This is a genomic window from Paraburkholderia sp. GAS42 (assembly GCF_050436565.1).
Lineage (GTDB): Bacteria > Pseudomonadota > Gammaproteobacteria > Burkholderiales > Burkholderiaceae > Paraburkholderia.
Window position 1 is genome coordinate 67,061 of the sequence record NZ_JBNDML010000014.1, and the last position, 17,026, is coordinate 84,086.

17 protein-coding genes, 1 other RNA gene and 1 riboswitch are annotated in these 17,026 nt (G+C 63.9%); of the genes, 11 read left to right on the forward strand and 7 right to left on the reverse strand.

The features are described 5' to 3' along the window. The first annotated feature begins 110 nt into the window (after positions 1 to 110). From P3T16_RS20835 to P3T16_RS20845, 3 genes are all read left to right on the forward strand, one after another. A complete protein-coding gene (locus P3T16_RS20835) occupies positions 111 to 1,622 on the forward strand; it encodes a leucyl aminopeptidase (RefSeq protein WP_429343681.1) in 1,512 nt (503 codons plus the stop codon). Positions 1,623 to 1,659: 37 nt separating this feature from the next. Then, on the forward strand, positions 1,660 to 2,076 hold the full coding sequence (locus P3T16_RS20840; protein ID WP_429343682.1) for a DNA polymerase III subunit chi: 417 nt from the start codon (positions 1,660 to 1,662) through the stop codon (positions 2,074 to 2,076). Between the two features lie 77 nt (positions 2,077 to 2,153). Next, complete coding sequence (locus P3T16_RS20845; protein WP_429343683.1) at positions 2,154 to 3,194, forward strand: DUF2486 family protein; 1,041 nt, start codon at positions 2,154 to 2,156, stop codon at positions 3,192 to 3,194. 41 nt (positions 3,195 to 3,235) lie between these two features. Here the strand turns inward: P3T16_RS20845 and P3T16_RS20850 are convergent, their stop codons facing one another. Further along, positions 3,236 to 3,568, reverse strand: a complete 333-nt coding sequence (locus P3T16_RS20850; protein ID WP_429257807.1) for a c-type cytochrome — start codon at positions 3,566 to 3,568, stop codon at positions 3,236 to 3,238. Positions 3,569 to 3,766: 198 nt separating this feature from the next. Then, a complete protein-coding gene (gene ilvD, locus P3T16_RS20855; protein ID WP_429257808.1) occupies positions 3,767 to 5,440 on the reverse strand; it encodes a dihydroxy-acid dehydratase in 1,674 nt (557 codons plus the stop codon). A 182-nt stretch (positions 5,441 to 5,622) separates the two neighbouring features. Here ilvD and P3T16_RS20860 point away from each other — a divergent pair, with 182 nt between their 5' ends. Then, a complete protein-coding gene (locus tag P3T16_RS20860) occupies positions 5,623 to 6,636 on the forward strand; it encodes a LysR family transcriptional regulator (RefSeq protein ID WP_429343684.1) in 1,014 nt (337 codons plus the stop codon). A gap of 126 nt (positions 6,637 to 6,762) precedes the next feature. After that, the gene (gene lgt, locus P3T16_RS20865) at positions 6,763 to 7,680 is read left to right on the forward strand and encodes a prolipoprotein diacylglyceryl transferase (protein ID WP_429257810.1); all 918 of its coding nucleotides are present in this window, start codon (positions 6,763 to 6,765) and stop codon (positions 7,678 to 7,680) included. A gap of 75 nt (positions 7,681 to 7,755) precedes the next feature. On the opposite strand, the gene P3T16_RS20870 is transcribed toward lgt, so the two are convergent. The 5 genes from P3T16_RS20870 to P3T16_RS20890 form a co-directional block, all read right to left on the reverse strand. Then, the gene (locus tag P3T16_RS20870) at positions 7,756 to 8,484 is read right to left on the reverse strand and encodes an SIMPL domain-containing protein (RefSeq protein ID WP_429343685.1); all 729 of its coding nucleotides are present in this window, start codon (positions 8,482 to 8,484) and stop codon (positions 7,756 to 7,758) included. Between the two features lie 181 nt (positions 8,485 to 8,665). Beyond that, positions 8,666 to 9,124 (reverse strand): EVE domain-containing protein, encoded by a 459-nt coding sequence (locus P3T16_RS20875; protein WP_429343686.1) that lies wholly within the window; start codon positions 9,122 to 9,124, stop codon positions 8,666 to 8,668. A gap of 98 nt (positions 9,125 to 9,222) precedes the next feature. Further along, a non-coding RNA gene (gene ssrS, locus P3T16_RS20880) (6S RNA) lies at positions 9,223 to 9,404 on the reverse strand. A gap of 120 nt (positions 9,405 to 9,524) precedes the next feature. Further along, positions 9,525 to 9,839: a cell division protein ZapA gene (locus tag P3T16_RS20885; RefSeq protein ID WP_287186743.1), complete on the reverse strand. Its 315-nt coding sequence runs from the start codon at positions 9,837 to 9,839 to the stop codon at positions 9,525 to 9,527. After that, positions 9,836 to 10,210, reverse strand: coding sequence for an ATPase (locus P3T16_RS20890; protein WP_429257813.1), 375 nt, complete (start codon positions 10,208 to 10,210; stop codon positions 9,836 to 9,838). Before P3T16_RS20890 ends, P3T16_RS20885 begins: the two co-directional genes overlap by 4 nt. 187 nt (positions 10,211 to 10,397) lie before the next feature. Further along, positions 10,398 to 10,646: riboswitch (cobalamin riboswitch) on the forward strand. A 101-nt stretch (positions 10,647 to 10,747) separates the two neighbouring features. Here P3T16_RS20890 and P3T16_RS20895 point away from each other — a divergent pair. Genes P3T16_RS20895 through cobC form a run of 6 tightly spaced genes read left to right on the forward strand, consistent with a single transcriptional unit; the run spans position 10,748 to position 16,996 of the window. Beyond that, positions 10,748 to 12,637: a TonB-dependent receptor plug domain-containing protein gene (locus tag P3T16_RS20895; RefSeq protein WP_429343687.1), complete on the forward strand. Its 1,890-nt coding sequence runs from the start codon at positions 10,748 to 10,750 to the stop codon at positions 12,635 to 12,637. Positions 12,638 to 12,673: 36 nt separating this feature from the next. Continuing rightward, complete coding sequence (locus P3T16_RS20900; protein ID WP_429257815.1) at positions 12,674 to 13,765, forward strand: FecCD family ABC transporter permease; 1,092 nt, start codon at positions 12,674 to 12,676, stop codon at positions 13,763 to 13,765. Then, positions 13,765 to 14,595 (forward strand): ABC transporter ATP-binding protein, encoded by an 831-nt coding sequence (locus tag P3T16_RS20905; protein ID WP_429343688.1) that lies wholly within the window; start codon positions 13,765 to 13,767, stop codon positions 14,593 to 14,595. The genes P3T16_RS20900 and P3T16_RS20905 overlap by 1 nt, the downstream gene beginning before the upstream one ends. Then, positions 14,592 to 15,647 carry a nicotinate-nucleotide--dimethylbenzimidazole phosphoribosyltransferase gene (gene cobT, locus P3T16_RS20910; protein ID WP_429343689.1) on the forward strand — a complete coding sequence of 352 codons (1,056 nt, stop codon included), beginning with the start codon at positions 14,592 to 14,594 and terminating at the stop codon, positions 15,645 to 15,647. The genes P3T16_RS20905 and cobT overlap by 4 nt, the downstream gene beginning before the upstream one ends. 24 nt (positions 15,648 to 15,671) lie before the next feature. Next, positions 15,672 to 16,430 carry an adenosylcobinamide-GDP ribazoletransferase gene (locus tag P3T16_RS20915; RefSeq protein ID WP_429343690.1) on the forward strand — a complete coding sequence of 253 codons (759 nt, stop codon included), beginning with the start codon at positions 15,672 to 15,674 and terminating at the stop codon, positions 16,428 to 16,430. Beyond that, positions 16,415 to 16,996, forward strand: coding sequence for an alpha-ribazole phosphatase (gene cobC / locus P3T16_RS20920; RefSeq protein ID WP_429343691.1), 582 nt, complete (start codon positions 16,415 to 16,417; stop codon positions 16,994 to 16,996). Before P3T16_RS20915 ends, cobC begins: the two co-directional genes overlap by 16 nt. The last annotated feature ends 30 nt before the right edge of the window (positions 16,997 to 17,026 follow it).

Consider the following 17,026-nt stretch of genomic DNA (forward strand, 5'->3'; position numbering starts at 1 on the left):
AAGACGCCCGGCTTGATTGCCGTAACGCCTCCCTTGCAGCCGCCGCGGGAAAAATAGCGGATAATTGCGGCTTTCATCCTAAGCCCAGATTTTATCCGAGGACAAGCGCGATGGACTTTAGCATAAAAGCCTGTGATTGGAGCAAAGGCTCGTCAAACGGATTCCTGACCGGAAAATCCGATTGCATCGTAATCGGCGTGTTCGAGTCGCAGACGCTTTCGGGTGCCGCACTGGAAATCGACGCGGCCACCAAAGGCCTGCTCACCCGCATCATCAAGGCGGGCGACATGGACGGCAAGAGCGGCACCACGCTGTTCCTGCACGAAGTGTCCGGCATTGGCGCCTCGCGCGTGCTGCTCGTCGGCCTCGGCAAACAGGATGCGTTCACGCAGAAAGCCTACGGCGACGCCGTGCGTGCCGCATGGCGCGCGCTCGTCGCCACGAAGGTCGTGCAGGTCACGTTCACGCTCGCGCAATTGCCGGTCCAGGAACGCACGAGCGACTGGAACGTGCGCGCCGCCATCCTCGCGCTGCGCGAACAGACGTATAAGTTTACCCAGATGAAGAGCAAGCCCGACACCAGTGTGCGGGCCCTGAAGCGCATCGTCTTCAGCGTCGACACCGCCGACGAAAAGGCCGCGAAGGTCGCCGCGAAGCAGGGCGCCGCGCTCGCCAATGGCATGGACCTGACGCGCGACCTCGGCAACCTGCCGAGCAACGTCTGCACGCCGACCTACCTCGCGAACACCGCGAAGAAGCTCGCGAAAGACTGGAAGCTGAAGGTCGAAGTGCTGGGCGAGAAGCAATGCGAAGCGCTCAAGATGGGTTCGTTCCTGTCGGTCACGGCCGGCTCGGTCGAACCGGCGCAGTTCATCGTGCTGCAGTACCAGGGTGGCGCCGCGAAATCCGCGCCGGTGGTGCTGGTCGGCAAGGGTGTCACGTTCGACACCGGCGGCATTTCGCTGAAGCCGGGCGAAGCCATGGACGAGATGAAGTACGACATGTGCGGCGCCGGTTCGGTGCTGGGCACATTGCGTGCGGTCGCGGAAATGGGCCTGAAGATCAACGTCGTCGGCATCATCGCGGCGGTTGAAAACATGCCGTCCGCTACGGCGACGAAGCCGGGCGACATCGTCACCAGCATGTCCGGTCTCACGATCGAAGTGCTGAACACCGACGCCGAAGGCCGTCTCATCCTGTGCGACGCACTCACTTACGCGAAGCGCTTCAAGCCGGCTGCGGTCGTCGATATCGCTACGCTGACGGGCGCCTGCATCATCGCGCTTGGCCATCACAACAGCGGTCTGTTCTCGAAGGACGACACGCTCGCAGGCGAACTGCTCGACGCATCGAAAGAAGCCTCCGATCCGGCGTGGCGTCTGCCGCTCGACGATGAGTATCAGGACCAGTTGAAGTCGAATTTCGCGGACATCGCGAACATCGGCGGCCGTCCGGCGGGCAGCGTGACGGCAGCGTGCTTCCTGTCGCGCTTCACCGACGGCTATCCGTGGGCTCACCTCGACATCGCCGGCACGGCGTGGAAGAGCGGGGCTGCGAAGGGCGCAACGGGCCGTCCGGTGCCGCTGCTCGCGCAGTTCCTGATCGACCGCGCGGCGCAATGACGCGTCGCAGCAAGGGCATGGCAGCGCGGAGCCTGGCATGACGAGGATCGACTTCCACTCGAACGTCGGCGATGCGCTGCTGTATGCATGCCGCCTGATGCGCAAGGCGTATCAGGCGGGCCAGCCGACCATCGTGCTGGCCGACGCCGCGCGGCTGCGCGTCTTCGACGAGCAGCTGTGGACGTTTTCGCCGCTGGATTTCGTGCCGCACTGCATGGCCGACAGCCCGCTCGCCGCCACCACGCCGATTGTGCTCACCACGAACCTCGACGATGCACCGCACCATCAGGTGCTGCTGAATCTGGGCGCCGAGGTTCCGGCGCAGTTCGCGCGTTTCGAACGGCTGCTTGAAGTGGTCGGCAATGCGCCCGATGAACTCGCCGCAGGTCGCGACCGCTATCGCTTTTACCGCGATCGCGGCTATCCTCTGAACAACTACAAGCAGGGCGGCTGAGGGCGGTGCTCGCACGGCCATGCCGCTCTGGATTCGATTCAATATCGGCTTGCCCGACCCATCGAGGGAGTGTATTCGTGTCCCATTCCAGCGACAGCAAAGACAGCCACGACAAGGTGATTCCGGTTCTGACCGAAGTCCTCGTCGCCGGAAGTCCCACGCATGGCCATCAGACAGCAGCGGCGGGACCGGTCAACCCGCTCGAAGACGTGCCGGTGCTGGAGGATGTGTTCGAAGCGCCTGCGCCGAAGGCCGCGGAGCCTCACGACCTGCCCGCGGCCGGTGACGTGCCGGTGCTCGAAGACGTTTTAGAGCCGTCTGCGCCGACACAGGAGGAGCCTGTGCATGCTCATGCGGCTGGTAACGTGCCTGCGCAGGAGAATGTAGTCGAGGCGCCTCCGCGGAAGCCCGCTGAGCATGCTCACAGCCCCGTGCCTGACGACGTGCCCGTGCTTGAGGACGTCTTCGGCGCGCCGGCCCATGAGCCCGCTCCACACGGACATGCGCCCGAAGAAGTGCCTGCGCCCGCTGTCATCGCCACGGCCGCGGCGAGTGAACCGGCTGGTGTCACGCAAGCGCCCGCGGATGAGCATGCGCAAGCCCCGTCTCATGAAGTCGCGGCCGAAGTGCCGGCTGATAGTGCACAGCCTGCCGCGCCGGAACCTGAACCCGAGCCGCCCGTAGCCGCGAAGCACACGAAGCACGTGAAGCACGCGGCCCCGGCGCACTCCGGACCGAAGCACGCAGCGCCGGCTGTTTCAGCAGCCGAAGCCACGGCGCTTCCGTTCACCATGCCCGCCGCGACAACGGCACCACCGGCGCCACCACCGGCGCCGTTACCCGCGTCGGCGCACACCCACGCGCACACCCACACCCACGGTCGCGCAGCCGCCGGCCCTGACGCCGACCTCCTCGCCGAACACCTGCGCGCGCGCTTCTCGGCCTACCTGCGCGGAGCAGGGCAGGAGGTCATCGAGGAACGCTGTCGCGCGGCCATGCAGGTCCACGCGACGTGGCTCGTCGGTCAGATCGCGAAGGAAGTCGGGGCGGTGCTCGAAGCGCAGATGAGCGGCTGGGTGCGCGAAGCAGTGGAAGAAGAGCGCAAACGTCACCGTTGAGTATGACCTGCGCGGTGGCCGGAATCGAAATCGGGCGTCAGTTATTTCAGCGTCAGTATCCAGTTCGCCAGTGCCACGGCCTGATCGGGTGAAAGCTGTGTATTGGCGGGCATTTGCACCGGCCCCCAGACGCCCGTGCTGCCTTCGACGATCTTGTGCGACAGATAGGTCACGGCATTGCTGCGCGTCGCGTAGCGTGCCGCTATGTCACGCAACGCCGGCCCCATAAGCGGCCGGTTCACCGAGTGGCAGCTCATGCAGTTCTGCGCTCTCGCGAGGGCGAGCCCATCGCCCGGTGGTTCCTGTGCATGCGCCGTTCCGCCGACTGCCAGGGCGCCCGCAAGCGCCATTGCTGCATACGACTTCCGATTCATTCTGGTCTCCGCCGGTACGTGTGCCGGACTCGTGTGGGACTTCTTGTGGACGCATTATAAAAGCAAAGGGGCACACGATCCGTCGTGTGCCCCTTTGTCCTGCATGAAGCCCGTCAAACGGTGACCGGCAGCCAGCGACGCGTGGAACCGCGCGCCGTCAACCGCCGGTCATGCCTGACTTCATATCCGATTCATGCATCAGCCCGTGATGGCGCCCTTGTTGGCCGGCAGTGCGAGCGCTGCGTACTTTGCCAGCACGCCACGCGTGTAACGCGGCTTCGGTTGCTGCCATAGAGCGCGGCGGCGCTCGATTTCCGCGGCGTCGACGTTCAGTTCCAGTTGCAGCTTGTGCGCATCGATCGTGATCGAATCGCCTTCCTGCACGAGGCCAATCGTGCCGCCCACAAACGCTTCCGGCGCGACGTGACCGACCACCATGCCCCACGTGCCGCCCGAGAAACGGCCGTCGGTGATAAGGCCGACGGATTCGCCGAGACCCTTGCCGATCAGTGCGGAAGTCGGCGCGAGCATTTCCGGCATGCCGGGGCCGCCCTTCGGGCCGAGATAACGCAGCACCAGGACGTCGCCTGGCTTGATCCCGTCGGCGAGAATCGCTTCCATCGCGCTCTGCTCGTCGTCGAACACGCGGGCCGGGCCCGTGATCACCGGGTTCTTCAGGCCCGTGATCTTCGCGACCGCGCCTTCCGGTGCCAGGTTGCCCTTCAGGATCGCGAGGTGGCCTTCCTTATACAAAGCCTGCGAGATCGGGAAAATCACCTTCTGGTCGGCGCGCGGCTTCGACGGCACGTCTTTCAGTTCCTCGGCCATCGTCTTGCCGGTGATCGTCATGCAATCGCCGTGCAAGAGACCTGCGTCCAGCAGGATCTTCATGACCTGCGGGATGCCGCCGGCCTTGTGCAGATCGGTCGCGACGAACTGGCCCGACGGCTTCAGGTCGCAGATCACCGGCACTTTCTTGCGCATGCGCTCGAAGTCGTCGATGGTCCATTCCACTTCGGCTGCGTGCGCAATCGCGAGGAAGTGCAGCACCGCGTTGGTCGAGCCGCCGGTTGCCATGATCACGGCCACGGCGTTTTCGATCGACTTCTTCGTGATGATGTCGCGCGGCTTCAGGTCCTTCTTGACCGCTTCGACCAGCACGCGTGCCGATTCGGCGGCCGAGTCGACCTTTTCGTCGTCCGGATTCGCCATCGTCGACGAATACAGCAGCGACATGCCGAGCGCTTCGAACGACGAGCTCATCGTGTTGGCGGTGTACATGCCGCCGCACGAACCCGACGACGGGCACGCGTTCTTTTCGACCCCTTCAAAATCTTCCTGCGACATGCGGCCGGCCGTGAATTCGCCCACGGCTTCGAACGACGACACGATCGTCAGGTCGCGGCCCTTCCAGTTGCCCGGGCGGATCGTGCCGCCGTAGACGTAGATGCCCGGCACGTTGCAGCGTGCGAGCGCGATCATGCCGCCTGGCATGTTCTTGTCGCAGCCGCCGATCACGACGACGCCGTCCATCCACTGGCCCTGCACGCAGGTCTCGATACAGTCTGAGATCACTTCGCGCGACACGAGCGAGTACTTCATGCCTTCGGTGCCCATCGACATGCCGTCCGAAATGGTCGGCGTGCCGAAGATCTGCGGGTTCGCGTCGGACAGCTTGACGGCTTTCACGGCGGCGTCGGCGAGACGCTGCAGGCCGGAATTGCACGGCGTGATGGTCGAGTGGCCGTTTGCGATGCCGATCATCGGCTTGTCGAAATCGGCCTTCTCGTAGCCGAGCGCGTAATACATCGACCGGTTCGGCGCGCGCGCGACGCCTTGGGTGATGTTCTTCGAACGACGGTTGTACGACATGGGGAGCTCCGTAATGTCTTTGTCCGGGGGTCTTGTCCGGGGTGCGGTGCAGGGTTGGGGAAATCCGCCGTCCGGGAGGTGCAGGGCGGATGTTTCCAGCACGTCGCGCAAGAATGCAGTTTCTCAAGGCGCGTGTCCAATATATTATTCAGGCTTGATAAGGTCGAAAAAAGTATCAATCGATGCAAGCCGCCACGCCCGATCTGCGCCAGTTGCGCTACTTTATCGCCGTCGCCGAAGAGAAGCACTTTGGGCGCGCTGCCGCACGTCTGTCGATGACGCAGCCGCCGCTGTCACAGGCTATCCGGGCGCTGGAAGAGACGCTCGGCGTCGAACTGTTCGCGCGCACGAGGCGCTCGGTCGAGCTGACGCAGGTGGGTGCCGATCTGCTGCCTGAAGTGCGCCGGTTGCTGGCCAGCGCGGAAGGGCTGCGGCCGCTCGCGCAGGGTCTGGCGCGCGGCGAGGCCGGGGTGTTGTCGCTGGCGTTTGTTTCGACGGCGGATTACGGCCTCTTGCCGTTGCTGCTGCGCGATTTCGGCGCGCGCCATCCGCGCGTGCGCCTGCAACTCGCCGAAGCGACGAGCGACGTGCAGATCGACGAACTCGTCGCGGGCCGCGTCGACGCCGGCCTCGTGATTGCGCCGCTGCCGCCGCGGCATCTCGCGCAACTGTCGTGGCTGCCGATCGCGCGTGAGCCGCTGGTGATCGCGATGTCATCGGAGGTGGCGGCGCGCGTGGATGATCACGCCGACGAAGACTGGCGCGACACGCCCGTCAGCCTGCGCGATGTCGCCGATGCGCCGCTGGTGATCTTCCCAAGGCGTCTGGCGCCGGGCTTTTATGACATCATTATGGATTGCTACGGCGTTGCGGGCCTCACGCCGCGCATCGGCCAGGAGGCGATCCAGATGCAGACGATCGTCAGCCTCGTGTCAGCCGGTATGGGCGTCGCACTGGTGCCGCAATCGCTGCGTAACCTGCGGCGCACCGGCGTCGTGTACCGTCCGCTGCGCGAATCGGTGCCCGCCATCGAGACGGGTCTCGTGTGGCGCACGGCCGAGGTGAGCCCGGTGCTCGCGGGTTTCATCGACATCGTGCGCGCGTATGTAGCGAACCTTGCGACGAATCCTGCGCTGAGCGCGGCCGCAGGGACGCAACGCGCGAAGCCGGCGCAGGCCCGCACACGCAGGCGCTGATGGTTTTTCGCGCGGGTGCCGCGAACGCATTGCCCGCCAGGCCGTCCAATCCATGCTGCAGGCGGCGTGTCGCGCCCGCGGTCGTTACCGATAAAGAATCCGCCGTTGAACCACCCATAAAAACACATGCTCATTCACCCCAATTTCGATCCCGTCGCCATTCACCTGGGGCCGCTCGCCGTGCGCTGGTACGGGCTCATGTACCTTGTGGCGTTCATTGCGGCGATTGTCGTCGGCCGGTTGCGGCTGCGTCTGCCGCACGTTGCTGCGCAAGGCTGGACCGCGAAAGATATCGACGACATGCTGTTCTACGGCGTGCTCGGTACGATTTTTGGCGGCCGGATCGGCTACGTGCTGTTCTATAAGGCAAGCTGGTACTTCGCGCATCCGCTCGACATCTTCAAGGTCTGGGAAGGCGGCATGTCGTTTCACGGCGGCTTCCTTGGCGTGACGCTCGCAATGACGCTCTTCGCGTGGCAACGCAAGCGCACGTGGCTGCAGGTCACCGACTTCGTCGCCCCGATGGTGCCGGCGGGCCTCGCGGCCGGGCGGCTCGGCAACTTCATTAATGGCGAACTGTGGGGCCGCGTGACGGACCCGAGCTCGCCCTGGGCGATGCTGTTCCCGGGCGCCGCAAACGAAGACGCGGGCTGGATGGCTACGCACCCGGACCTCGTGTCGCGCTGGCATCTCGCCGACGTATTCGCGCAATATCACATGCTGCCGCGTCATCCGTCGCAGTTGTATGAGATCGCGCTGGAAGGTGTCGTGCTGTTCTTCGTGCTGTGGTTCTTTACGCGCAAGCCGCGGCCGGTGGGCGCGGCGTCAGCGGTGTTTCTGATCGGCTATGGCCTTGCACGCTTCACGGTGGAGTTCGCACGCGAGCCGGACGATTTCCTGGGCCTGCTGGCGCTGGGGCTTTCGATGGGGCAGTGGCTGTCGCTGCCGATGGTGCTCGCCGGCATCCTCATGCTGCTGTGGGCGTATCGTCGCGGCCGACGCCAGCCGGAGCCGGTGGTGGGTACAAACTCACCTTCGGCGTAGCGGCCGGTTGAAAACAGAAAAGCCACGGCATGCCGTGGCTTTTCTGTTTCTACGCGCGCCTAAAACGAAAGCGCGTTACTTCATCTGCACAGAACCCGACACGTTGACGGTCACCGTCGATGTCCCACCTTCGAGCGGAATCGGCGCGGCAGCCTTCGCGTCGGCGCCTGCACGGGCGCTCATCATCATCATCGGACGCGGCATCACGCCGTTGTGTCCCACGTTGACCTCGCGAATCGTGTACCCGCTATAGCCAAACGCTTGAGCCGACGAGGTGGCCTGCTGACGGAACGATGCGATTGCCTGGCCGGTCAGCTTCTGTTCAGCGGCGCGCTGCGCTTCAGGCGACAACGAGAACGACACATTGCCGACCTGCATGACCGACGACAGCTGGCCTGCAAGCTTCGACGCCGCCGCGAAGTCGTGCGATTCGAGCTGCACTTCCGTGCGGCCGCGCCACGCGGAAATACGGCCGTCGCGGTCCGTCGACGGATAGATCGAGAACGCGCCGGTGCGCGCTGTCACGCCCGCGACGCCTTTGGCCTTTTGCAGCGCCGAGTCGGCGCGCTGGTTCAGCGTGCCCGTGAGCGAGCCGGGGTCGCTCGCTTCCTGTTCATAGAAGAGCGTGATGTTGACGACGTCCTGCGCCACATCGGCGCTGGCCTGCGCGGACAGCGACAGCACGCCCGACGGCGGATTCTGCACGAGCGTCTGCGCGAACGCATCAGTGGGTGCGAGCGAGAGGGCGAGCGGCGTCACGGACGCAAGAGCGAAGGCGAAAGCGAGTGCGGTTTTTCTGGTCATTTGAACGAGTTCCTTCTTCAACCGGTTGTGCACGACGGTCCCGGCAATAGCACGCCATTACGAACCGTCACGGCACGCGTCGTGCATCGAACTGGCACGGCGCTTGCGGAACTGTTAGGCGTCTGTCAGGCCGCCGGGTTCCCGCAAGCAATATTCGATTACACAAATCGCGTCCGCCGGCTCACACGAGGTGCTTCGTGATGAATCGCCATTCGGCTTCGGTCACAGGCGTGATCGACAGCCGGTTGCCTTTTGCGAGCACACGCATGTCCGCGAGTTCGGGATGCTCACGCAGCGTCGCCAGCGGGATCAGCGGAATCTTCTTCTTGAAGACGACATCGACGAGCGTCCAGCGCGGCGTCTCACGATCCGATTTCGGATCGTAGTACGGGCTCTTCGCGTCGAACTGGGTCGGATCGGGATAGGGTGTCGACGATACTTCCGCGATGCCAGCAATACCCGGCTCAGGGCAACTCGAGTGATAGAACAGCACACCGTCGCCGACCTGCATCATGTCGCGCATGAAGTTGCGTGCCTGATAGTTGCGCACGCCCGTCCAGGGCAGTGTGCGATGCGGGGCGTTGGCGAGATGATCGATGCTTGCTTCGTCCGGTTCGGACTTCATTAGCCAGTAGCGCATGAGTCGATATGAACGTCGAGAAGAAAGGGAGAGAGAAAGCGAAAGAAAGCGGAACTACAAACGGAAACGGCACCGGACGAGTGTCCGATGCCGTTGAATAGGTCCCCGCCATAGCCGCTAGGCCGGCATCCTGAACCGGGAGTTCAGAATTGGTCGCAGTTAGCCGCACTTCGGGTACATCAGACAGAGTGACGCGCACACCCGTGCTGCAAATTTCCGCAACCGTGCACATGGCATTGGTTCAAGGAATATATGACCTTGGCGAACCAGGCAGGGAAGCTGACTAAACTTTTTGAATCCAGACGCTCGCTGCAATCACAGCGACCTCACGAAGTACGTTGCGCTGAACTCGAAGACCGGTTACACAACCGGCCTTTAAAACAATCGCCCGTTAAAACTTTTACTGCACACCGTACTGCTGGATGACTGCGCCCAGCTGTTCGTTCATGGAGTGCATTGTACGCCGGATTTCTTCAGCGGGAAAAGATTCTCCGTGTCGCACACTGGCTTGCAGCTTAAGCAGTTCCGATGCCAGCGACAGCGCCGCCATCACGGCAATACGATCCTGCCCACGCACGTTGCTGCCCGAGCGGATCTTCGACATTTCCGCATCGACACGTGCCACTGCTTCAAGCAGCGCGCCTTCGGTTTCCGGCGAACAGGCGAGACGATACGGCTGGCCGAGAATCGAGACTTCGATCTGCTTCGTGGTCATGCATTTTCTCCGTGGCGGGTGACTTCGCGGCCGGCTTCCTGGTCGTGCTCTTCATGCGCCTCATGCTGCGAGGTCGCAAGCAGGTCGAGCTGGTTGTCCGGCTCGGCGTGCGACCGCGCGCGCGGGAGTTTTTCGAGGATGGCGTTCAGGCGAACCTGCGCGTCGTCGATCTTCGACGAGAGCGTGTCACGCTCCGCTTGCAGCGCGTTGCGCTCTTCGCGTGTCTGCTCGAGTTCAACGCGTATGGCTGCGCATTCTGCGCGCGCCTGGGCGAGTTGATCTTCGAGTGCGCGGCGCGCCTCGTGATGACGCTGGCTGATTTCGATCAGCCGGCCAATGTTTTGTGAGAGTGTTTCGAGTTCGTTGAGCATGTGCTGCGTCCTCTAAAGACACGGCATTCTAGCGCGGAATGTCGCAGGTTCCGACAATTGTCTCGTTTCGAGACGTAACAACACGGCTTTTTGCGAGTTTTATGCCTGCAAAACGCTGAAATCGTGCAAATGGCGCGCACGCGAATTGCAGTGAGCCGGGCTTTCTTGACGCTACAGCAGGTCGCTCCTACACTTGCGGCACTTTGGTGCCCGCGCGCGTTTTCATGTCGCGCAGTTAAACGGGAAACAGGGCGCGCGGCGATACGGCCGCGCTAACCTGTGCTGCCCCCGCAACGGTAAGCGACCGCGTTATTTCACGCAAGTCGATCCAGTACACGCCCTTAAAAAAGGCGCGCAATGCCACTGCGCATTCATGCGTGGGAAGGCGGATCGATGCGTCGCCAGCCCGGATACCGGCCAGAGGGAAGGACGTCGTTCGCACGCGGCAGGCAGCCTGCGCGTCGATGAACGGCCGTCCTGCTACGCAACGGCCTGCGGGGAAGCGGGCCGTGCACGCCAGCCACAGGAATTCATCCGATGTACACGCCCATCGCCCGCGCGGCGCTGCTCGCCTTGACCGGCCTGCCGCTTGCCGCACAGGCCCAGTCCGCGAAGACGGACGACGCACCGGCGTCCACCCAGAACGCGACGCCGTCCGCAGCGCCAGTGGTCACGCTGGCGCCAGTCGTGGTCACCGCGGCGCGCGGACCGCAGTCGCTCGCCGATGCCATTCCAGAGACCACGCGCTTCAACCCGCAGGACATCGCCGACAGCACCGCGCGCGATCTGCCCGGCCTGCTGCAACTCGCGCCCGGCGCACAGATTGTGCGCAATGGCGGCCCGGGTTCGTCGGCGAGTCTTTTTCTGCGAGGCGCTTCGGCGCAGCAGTCGCTCATTTTGATCGATGGCGTGCGCGTCGATTCGGTGAGCCTTGGCAACGCGCAGATCGAACAGCTTCCACTCGACCAGATCGATCACGTCGAGGTCGTCAACGGCAACGTGTCGGCGTTGTACGGATCGGGTGCGGTTGGCGGCGTCGTGCAGGTGTTCACGAAAGATGGCGGCAATCATCCGCCACGCTTCAATTTCTCCGTCGAATACGGCAGCTATCACACGCAGCGCCAGCAGGCCGGCGTGGACGGCGCGCTCGACAAGGACGGCAAGACGACCTTCAGCTTTTCGATCGCGCGCGCGAAGGACGACGGCTTCTCGTCGATCAATCCCGCGCTCGCGCCGGTCAACCCGAACGCGAACGGCTATCTGAACGAAAGCATCGCGGCATCCGTGCGGCACCGCTTCAACGAAAGCTGGGACGTGGGCGTGCGCTACTTCCAGTCGAACGGCAACGACAGCTTCGACAATCCGTTCAGCGCGCCCACCGATCTCAACAATCTGTACAGCAAGGTACAGCAGGCGTCGGTGTTCGCGAACGGTCGCGTGACCGACGGGTGGACGACGCACTTCATCGTCGCTGCGGGTAACGACCGCAGCACGACGGCCTTGAACGGCACCTACACCGACCACTTCAACACGGATAACCGTCAATACACGTGGCAGAACGATTTCACGTTCGCGCCGCAGCAGAAGTTTCAGCTCGGCTACGAGCATCTCGACCAGAGCCTTGATTCGAACGCCTACGCTGCGCCCGACCGTCACGTGAACTCGGGCTTCGCCGGTTATACGGGACGCTTTGGCGCCAGTCAGTTCCAGGCGAACGTGCGACGCGACCAGTACTCCGATTTCGGCGGCGCGAACAGTTACTATCTCGGCTACGGATACGATTTCACCGAACACTGGAAGGTGACTGCAAGCTGGTCCGATGCTTTTCGCGCGCCGACCTTCAACGATCTGTACTTCCCGTTCAGCGGCAATCCGTCGATCCAGCCGGAACGCAGTCATTCGGTCGAAGCGGCGTTGCAGTACGCGTCGAACGCGCTCGGCGTGATGAAGCTCACCGCATTCCAGACGCGCTATACGAATCTGATCGAGTATCAGCAGGTGAGTCCAGGTGAATTCGTTGCGCAGAACGTCGGGCAAGCGAAGGTGCAGGGCGTCGAGGGATCGTGGAGCGGGCATGTCGGCAAGACCGATGTGCGCGCAACCTTTACGGTCCAGAATCCCGTCGACGAAGACACGGACACCGATCTGAACCGGCGCGCGCGTCGCTTCGCCTCGTTCGCGGCGAATCGCGATATCGGCGGCTGGCGTGTGGGCGGCGAGTGGCTCGTGAGCGGCAAGCGAAACGATAGCGGCAATACACTTGCAGGCTACGGCGTCGTGAATCTGTCGGCGCGCTACACCATCACGAAGGCGTGGTACGTGGCCGCGCAGATCCAGAATCTTTTCGACAGGGACTATGAACTGGCGTACACGTACAACACCCCGCGACGCGGCGCGTATCTCACGCTCGGCTGGCAGCAGCAGTGACGCGCCTTGCGTTGCTGCCTCACAGGCTGAGTCGATATGTCGTCTGATTTCACCGCGATGAATCGCGCTGCGATGCGTTCCGTCACGGGTATGACCGCGAAGCGCGCCGTCTTGATCTGGTGCGGTCTCGGCATGCTGGCGCTTGTTGTGTTCATTGCGTCGCTCGCGCTTGGCAGTGTCGCAGTCGGGCCTCTGCGTGTGCTTGCTGCGTTGATGCCGTGGCATGTGAGTGAATTTTCGTCGTCGCTAACGTCATCGTCTTCGTCGTCGTCACCGGATCTCGCGATCGAGATCGTTCGCACGCTGCGCCTGCCGCGTGCGCTGGCTGGCTTTGCGTGCGGCGCGTTGCTCGCGATTGCCGGCGCGCTGCTGCAGGTGTTGCTGCGCAATCCGCTGGCAGAGCCGTATGTGCTTGGCGTATCGGGCGGTGCGGCGAGTTTTGCGCTCGTCGCGATGATTGCCGGATGCGCATGGTGGATCGTCGATGCCAGCGCGTTCACGGGTGCGTTCGTGTCGATCCTGCTGGTGCTCGGCCTCGCGCGTCGTGAATTGTGGCGCGGTGAGCCGCAGGATGCGTCGCCGCGTCTGTTGCTGACCGGCGCGGTGATCGCGGCGGGTTGGGGCGCTGTCATCACATTGCTGCTGAGCGTTGCGCCCGAAAGCCGTCTGCGCGGCATGTTGTTCTGGCTGACCGGCGATCTCAACGGCGGCGGCATGCCGTGGGTTGCGCTTGTTGCACTGCTCGTCGCGCTTGTGTCGATCGTGCCCGCCGCGCCGCAACTGAACGTGCTGCTGCGCGGCGATGCGGCGGCGCAGGCGCTTGGCGTGCCCGTCATACGCGTGCGGCTTCGTGTGTATCTCGTGGCGTCGCTCGCGGCTGCGGCTGCGGTAACGACGGGCGGCACGATTGGCTTCGTCGGACTCGTGGTACCGCACATGCTGCGACTGTGCTTCGGCAACGACCAGCGCATGTTGCTGCCCGCTGCCGCGCTCGCGGGTGGCTTTGCCGTCATGGGAGCCGACCTCGTCGCGCGAACGGTCATCGCACCCGCGCAGTTGCCGGTTGGCGTGATCACGGCGCTGGCGGGCGTGCCTGTGTTCCTCTGGATGCTATTGCGCAGGCGATGATGATGAACGCACGCGTTCCCGCTACTCCGGCACTTTCCGCGCAACGCGTCACGCTGCGCGCCGGCGCTCGCACATTGCTCGACGATTTCACACACACGTTCTATCCCGGCGAAGTGTGGTGCATCGCGGGTCCGAACGGCGCGGGAAAAACCACGCTGATTTCTGCGCTGGCGGGTCTGCTCGAACCGTCGAGCGGTCACGTCGAAGTCGACGGCATGCGCATCGACGCGTGGTCGCCGGTCGAGCTTGCGCAGCGTCGCGCGCTGATGCCTCAAGGCGAGCGTGACGCGTTCAGCGCGAGCGTCCTCGACATCGTGATGCTCAACCGTTTTCCGCATCTCGCAGGCTGGGGCTGGGAACGTGCGGAAGATCGAGCGGCTGCACACGCCGCGCTCGATACGCTCGGTCTCACCGCGCTGCAAACGCGCGACGTGCTGTCGCTCTCCGGTGGTGAGCGGCAACGTGTGGCGCTTGCCGCGGTGCTGTGCCAGGACGCGCCGCTGCTGCTTCTCGATGAACCGCTGTCGCATCTCGACCTGCATCATCAGATCGACTGTCTCGAAGCGCTGATGCGTTGGGCGCAGCAGTCGCAGCGTAGCGTGATCTTTTCGTGCCACGACCTCAATCTTGCGCGCCGCTTCGCGACACACGCGCTGTTACTCGATGGAAACGGCGCTGCGCACGCGGGCCCCGTACGCGACGTGCTCACGCCGGCGCTCGCGAGCCGCGCCTTCGGCTATCCGCTCATCCTGATCCGCGACGGCGAGCATGAAGCGCTGATCCCCGCGACCCAACGCAACAACTCTTATTCTTCAAGCAGACAACCATGACTTCATTCACGCCCGCGCTACCCGTTGTCGAACCTCTCGATCGGACGTTGCGCGCCGACCTGCAGCACATCATCAATACGAAAACGAAGCCGCCCGGCAGTCTTGGCCGGCTCGAAGACCTCGCGCTTCAGATGGGCATGATCCAGCGCACGACGCATCCGGTGATCGCGCGCCCGGCGATGATTGTTTTCGCCGCCGATCACGGCATCGCGCACGAAGGCGTGAGCCCGTATCCGCAGGCGGTCACCGCGCAGATGGTTGCGAACTTTCTGGCGGGCGGCGCGGCGATCAATGCGCTGAGCGGCGTCGCCGGGTTGACGCTCGAAATCGTGAATGCGGGTGTGGCGACGCCGTTGCCGCCGTCCGAAGCACTCGTCGACATTCCCGTGGCAAACGGTACGCGCAACTTCGCGCACGAACCCGCGATGACGCATGATGAAGCGCTCGCCGCATTACAGGCCGGCGCGGCGCGCGTGCGACATCATGCAGCGCTCGGCACCAATGTGATCGGGTTCGGTGAGATGGGAATTGCGAATACGTCGGCGGCGGCGTGCATCATGAGCCGGTTGTGCGGCGTGCCGATCGGCGAATGCGTCGGGCGTGGCACGGGGTTGGATGACGCGGGTCTCGCGAAAAAGCGCGACATCCTGGCCGCGGCGCTGGCCGCGCATCCGCAGGCCCGCACGGCGATCGATGTGCTTGCAACCTTCGGCGGTTTCGAAATCGCGATGATGACCGGCGCGTTCATGGCCGCGGCAGAAGCGCGCATGACGATTCTGGTCGATGGTTTCATCGCGACATCGGCTTTGCTGGTTGCAGAGGCGCTGGCACCCGATGTCGTCGACTATTGCGTGTTCGCGCATGCATCGAACGAAGCCGGGCATCGACGCATGCTCGAACATTTCGGCGCGCAGCCGCTCCTCGCGCTCGACCTGCGGCTCGGTGAAGGCACGGGCGCCGCGCTCGCGCTGCCATTGTTGCGAGCAGCGGTCGCGTTCGTCAACGAGATGGCGAGCTTCGAGTCCGCGGGTGTCGCGAACCGCGACGCCTGATGCTCCAGCCGGGCCCGCGCCATCATGAATCCGCTTGCTGAACTGCGTTACTTCTTCACCGCGCTCGGCTATTTCACGCGCGTGCCGGTGCCGCGCTGGGTCGGCTATGAGCCGCACTATCTGAACGCGGCGGCGCGATATTTTCCACTGGTGGGCACGCTTGTCGGCGGTCTGGGGGCGGTGGTCTATCTTGCGGCGCTGCGTGTGTTTCCACCGGGCGTAGCCGTGCTGCTTTCGATGGCCGCGACGCTGCTCGTCACCGGTGCACTCCATGAAGACGGTCTCGCCGACTGCCTCGATGCGTTCGGCGGCGGATACACGCGTGAGGACGTGCTGCGCATCATGCACGACTCGCGCATCGGCGCGTTCGGTGCAATCGCGCTGATCGTTGCGCTCGCACTCAAATGGCAGACGCTGGCCGCGTTGCCGCCATTGCGTGCCGCGTGGCTGATGATCGCGGCGCATGCGGCAAGCCGTGCGTGTGCGATCAGCTATCTTGCGACGCTCGACTACGTGCGCGCCGAAGGCAAGGCGAAGCCGGTCGCGCAGCGCATGAGCGTGTTTGCGTTGATGCTGGCCGGCGTGTTTGGTCTGGCGTGGCTCTTCTGGCCGGACTGGCACGCGGGTTGTGCGACGCTTGCTGTATTGCTCGTACTGCGGTTCGCGCTCGGGCGTTACTTCGTGCGACGCATCGGCGGTTATACGGGGGATTGTCTCGGCTTCGCGCAGCAGGTCTTCGAAATCGCGATCTATCTGACGGGGCTGGCATGGATCTCGTACTGATCCGCCATCCGACGGTCGCGATCGATGCAGGCGTCTGTTACGGGCGCAGCGACGTGACGCTTGTTGATGAGCCGCTCGTTAGCGTGGTGGCGCTTCAGCGGCGGGTTGTTCTTCCCGCACCGGACATTGTGTGGTCGAGTCCGCTCACGCGATGCGCTTCGATTGCAGAACCATGGGCCGCGCGTTCACGGTGTGAGCTTCATATCGATACGCGCTTGCAGGAGATGGACTTCGGCACGTGGGAACAGCGGCGGTGGGACGCCATCGATCGCACATTGCTCGACGACTGGGCGGCCGATTTGCATCATGCACGTGCGCATGGCGGCGAAAGTGTCGCGCAGTTCAGCGCGCGGGTGCAGGGGTGGTTCGATCAATGGCAAGCCGGAGGCAGTCACACGTGCGCGCATGTCGTCACGCATGCGGGTGTGATTCGCGTGCTGGCGTCGCTTTCGCTTGGCGTATCGCTGGAGCAGGCGCTCTCGTGGTCGATCGATTTTGCAGGTGTGGTGTGGCTGAGGCGTCGCGATGCGACCCAGTCGTGGACGCTCGTGCGCTGGAACGCGTGAGCGACTCGCACCCAGGCCACGCGCAAGCGG

Excerpts from the sequence above, each read along its gene's own strand:
- P3T16_RS20890 (WP_429257813.1), bottom strand. The coding sequence starts at position 10,210 with ATGCTCAACGAACTCGAAACACTCTCACAAAACATTGGCCGGCTGATC.
- P3T16_RS20835 (WP_429343681.1), top strand. The coding sequence starts at position 111 with ATGGACTTTAGCATAAAAGCCTGTGATTGGAGCAAAGGCTCGTCAAAC.
- P3T16_RS20915 (WP_429343690.1), top strand. The coding sequence starts at position 15,672 with ATGAATCCGCTTGCTGAACTGCGTTACTTCTTCACCGCGCTCGGCTAT.
- P3T16_RS20895 (WP_429343687.1), top strand. The coding sequence starts at position 10,748 with ATGTACACGCCCATCGCCCGCGCGGCGCTGCTCGCCTTGACCGGCCTG.
- P3T16_RS20840 (WP_429343682.1), top strand. The coding sequence starts at position 1,660 with ATGACGAGGATCGACTTCCACTCGAACGTCGGCGATGCGCTGCTGTAT.
- P3T16_RS20860 (WP_429343684.1), top strand. The coding sequence starts at position 5,623 with ATGCAAGCCGCCACGCCCGATCTGCGCCAGTTGCGCTACTTTATCGCC.
- ilvD (WP_429257808.1), bottom strand. The coding sequence starts at position 5,440 with ATGTCGTACAACCGTCGTTCGAAGAACATCACCCAAGGCGTCGCGCGC.
- P3T16_RS20905 (WP_429343688.1), top strand. The coding sequence starts at position 13,765 with ATGATGAACGCACGCGTTCCCGCTACTCCGGCACTTTCCGCGCAACGC.
- lgt (WP_429257810.1), top strand. The coding sequence starts at position 6,763 with ATGCTCATTCACCCCAATTTCGATCCCGTCGCCATTCACCTGGGGCCG.
- P3T16_RS20875 (WP_429343686.1), bottom strand. The coding sequence starts at position 9,124 with ATGCGCTACTGGCTAATGAAGTCCGAACCGGACGAAGCAAGCATCGAT.
- cobC (WP_429343691.1), top strand. The coding sequence starts at position 16,415 with ATGGATCTCGTACTGATCCGCCATCCGACGGTCGCGATCGATGCAGGC.
- P3T16_RS20885 (WP_287186743.1), bottom strand. The coding sequence starts at position 9,839 with ATGACCACGAAGCAGATCGAAGTCTCGATTCTCGGCCAGCCGTATCGT.
- P3T16_RS20870 (WP_429343685.1), bottom strand. The coding sequence starts at position 8,484 with ATGACCAGAAAAACCGCACTCGCTTTCGCCTTCGCTCTTGCGTCCGTG.
- P3T16_RS20850 (WP_429257807.1), bottom strand. The coding sequence starts at position 3,568 with ATGAATCGGAAGTCGTATGCAGCAATGGCGCTTGCGGGCGCCCTGGCA.
- cobT (WP_429343689.1), top strand. The coding sequence starts at position 14,592 with ATGACTTCATTCACGCCCGCGCTACCCGTTGTCGAACCTCTCGATCGG.
- P3T16_RS20900 (WP_429257815.1), top strand. The coding sequence starts at position 12,674 with ATGTCGTCTGATTTCACCGCGATGAATCGCGCTGCGATGCGTTCCGTC.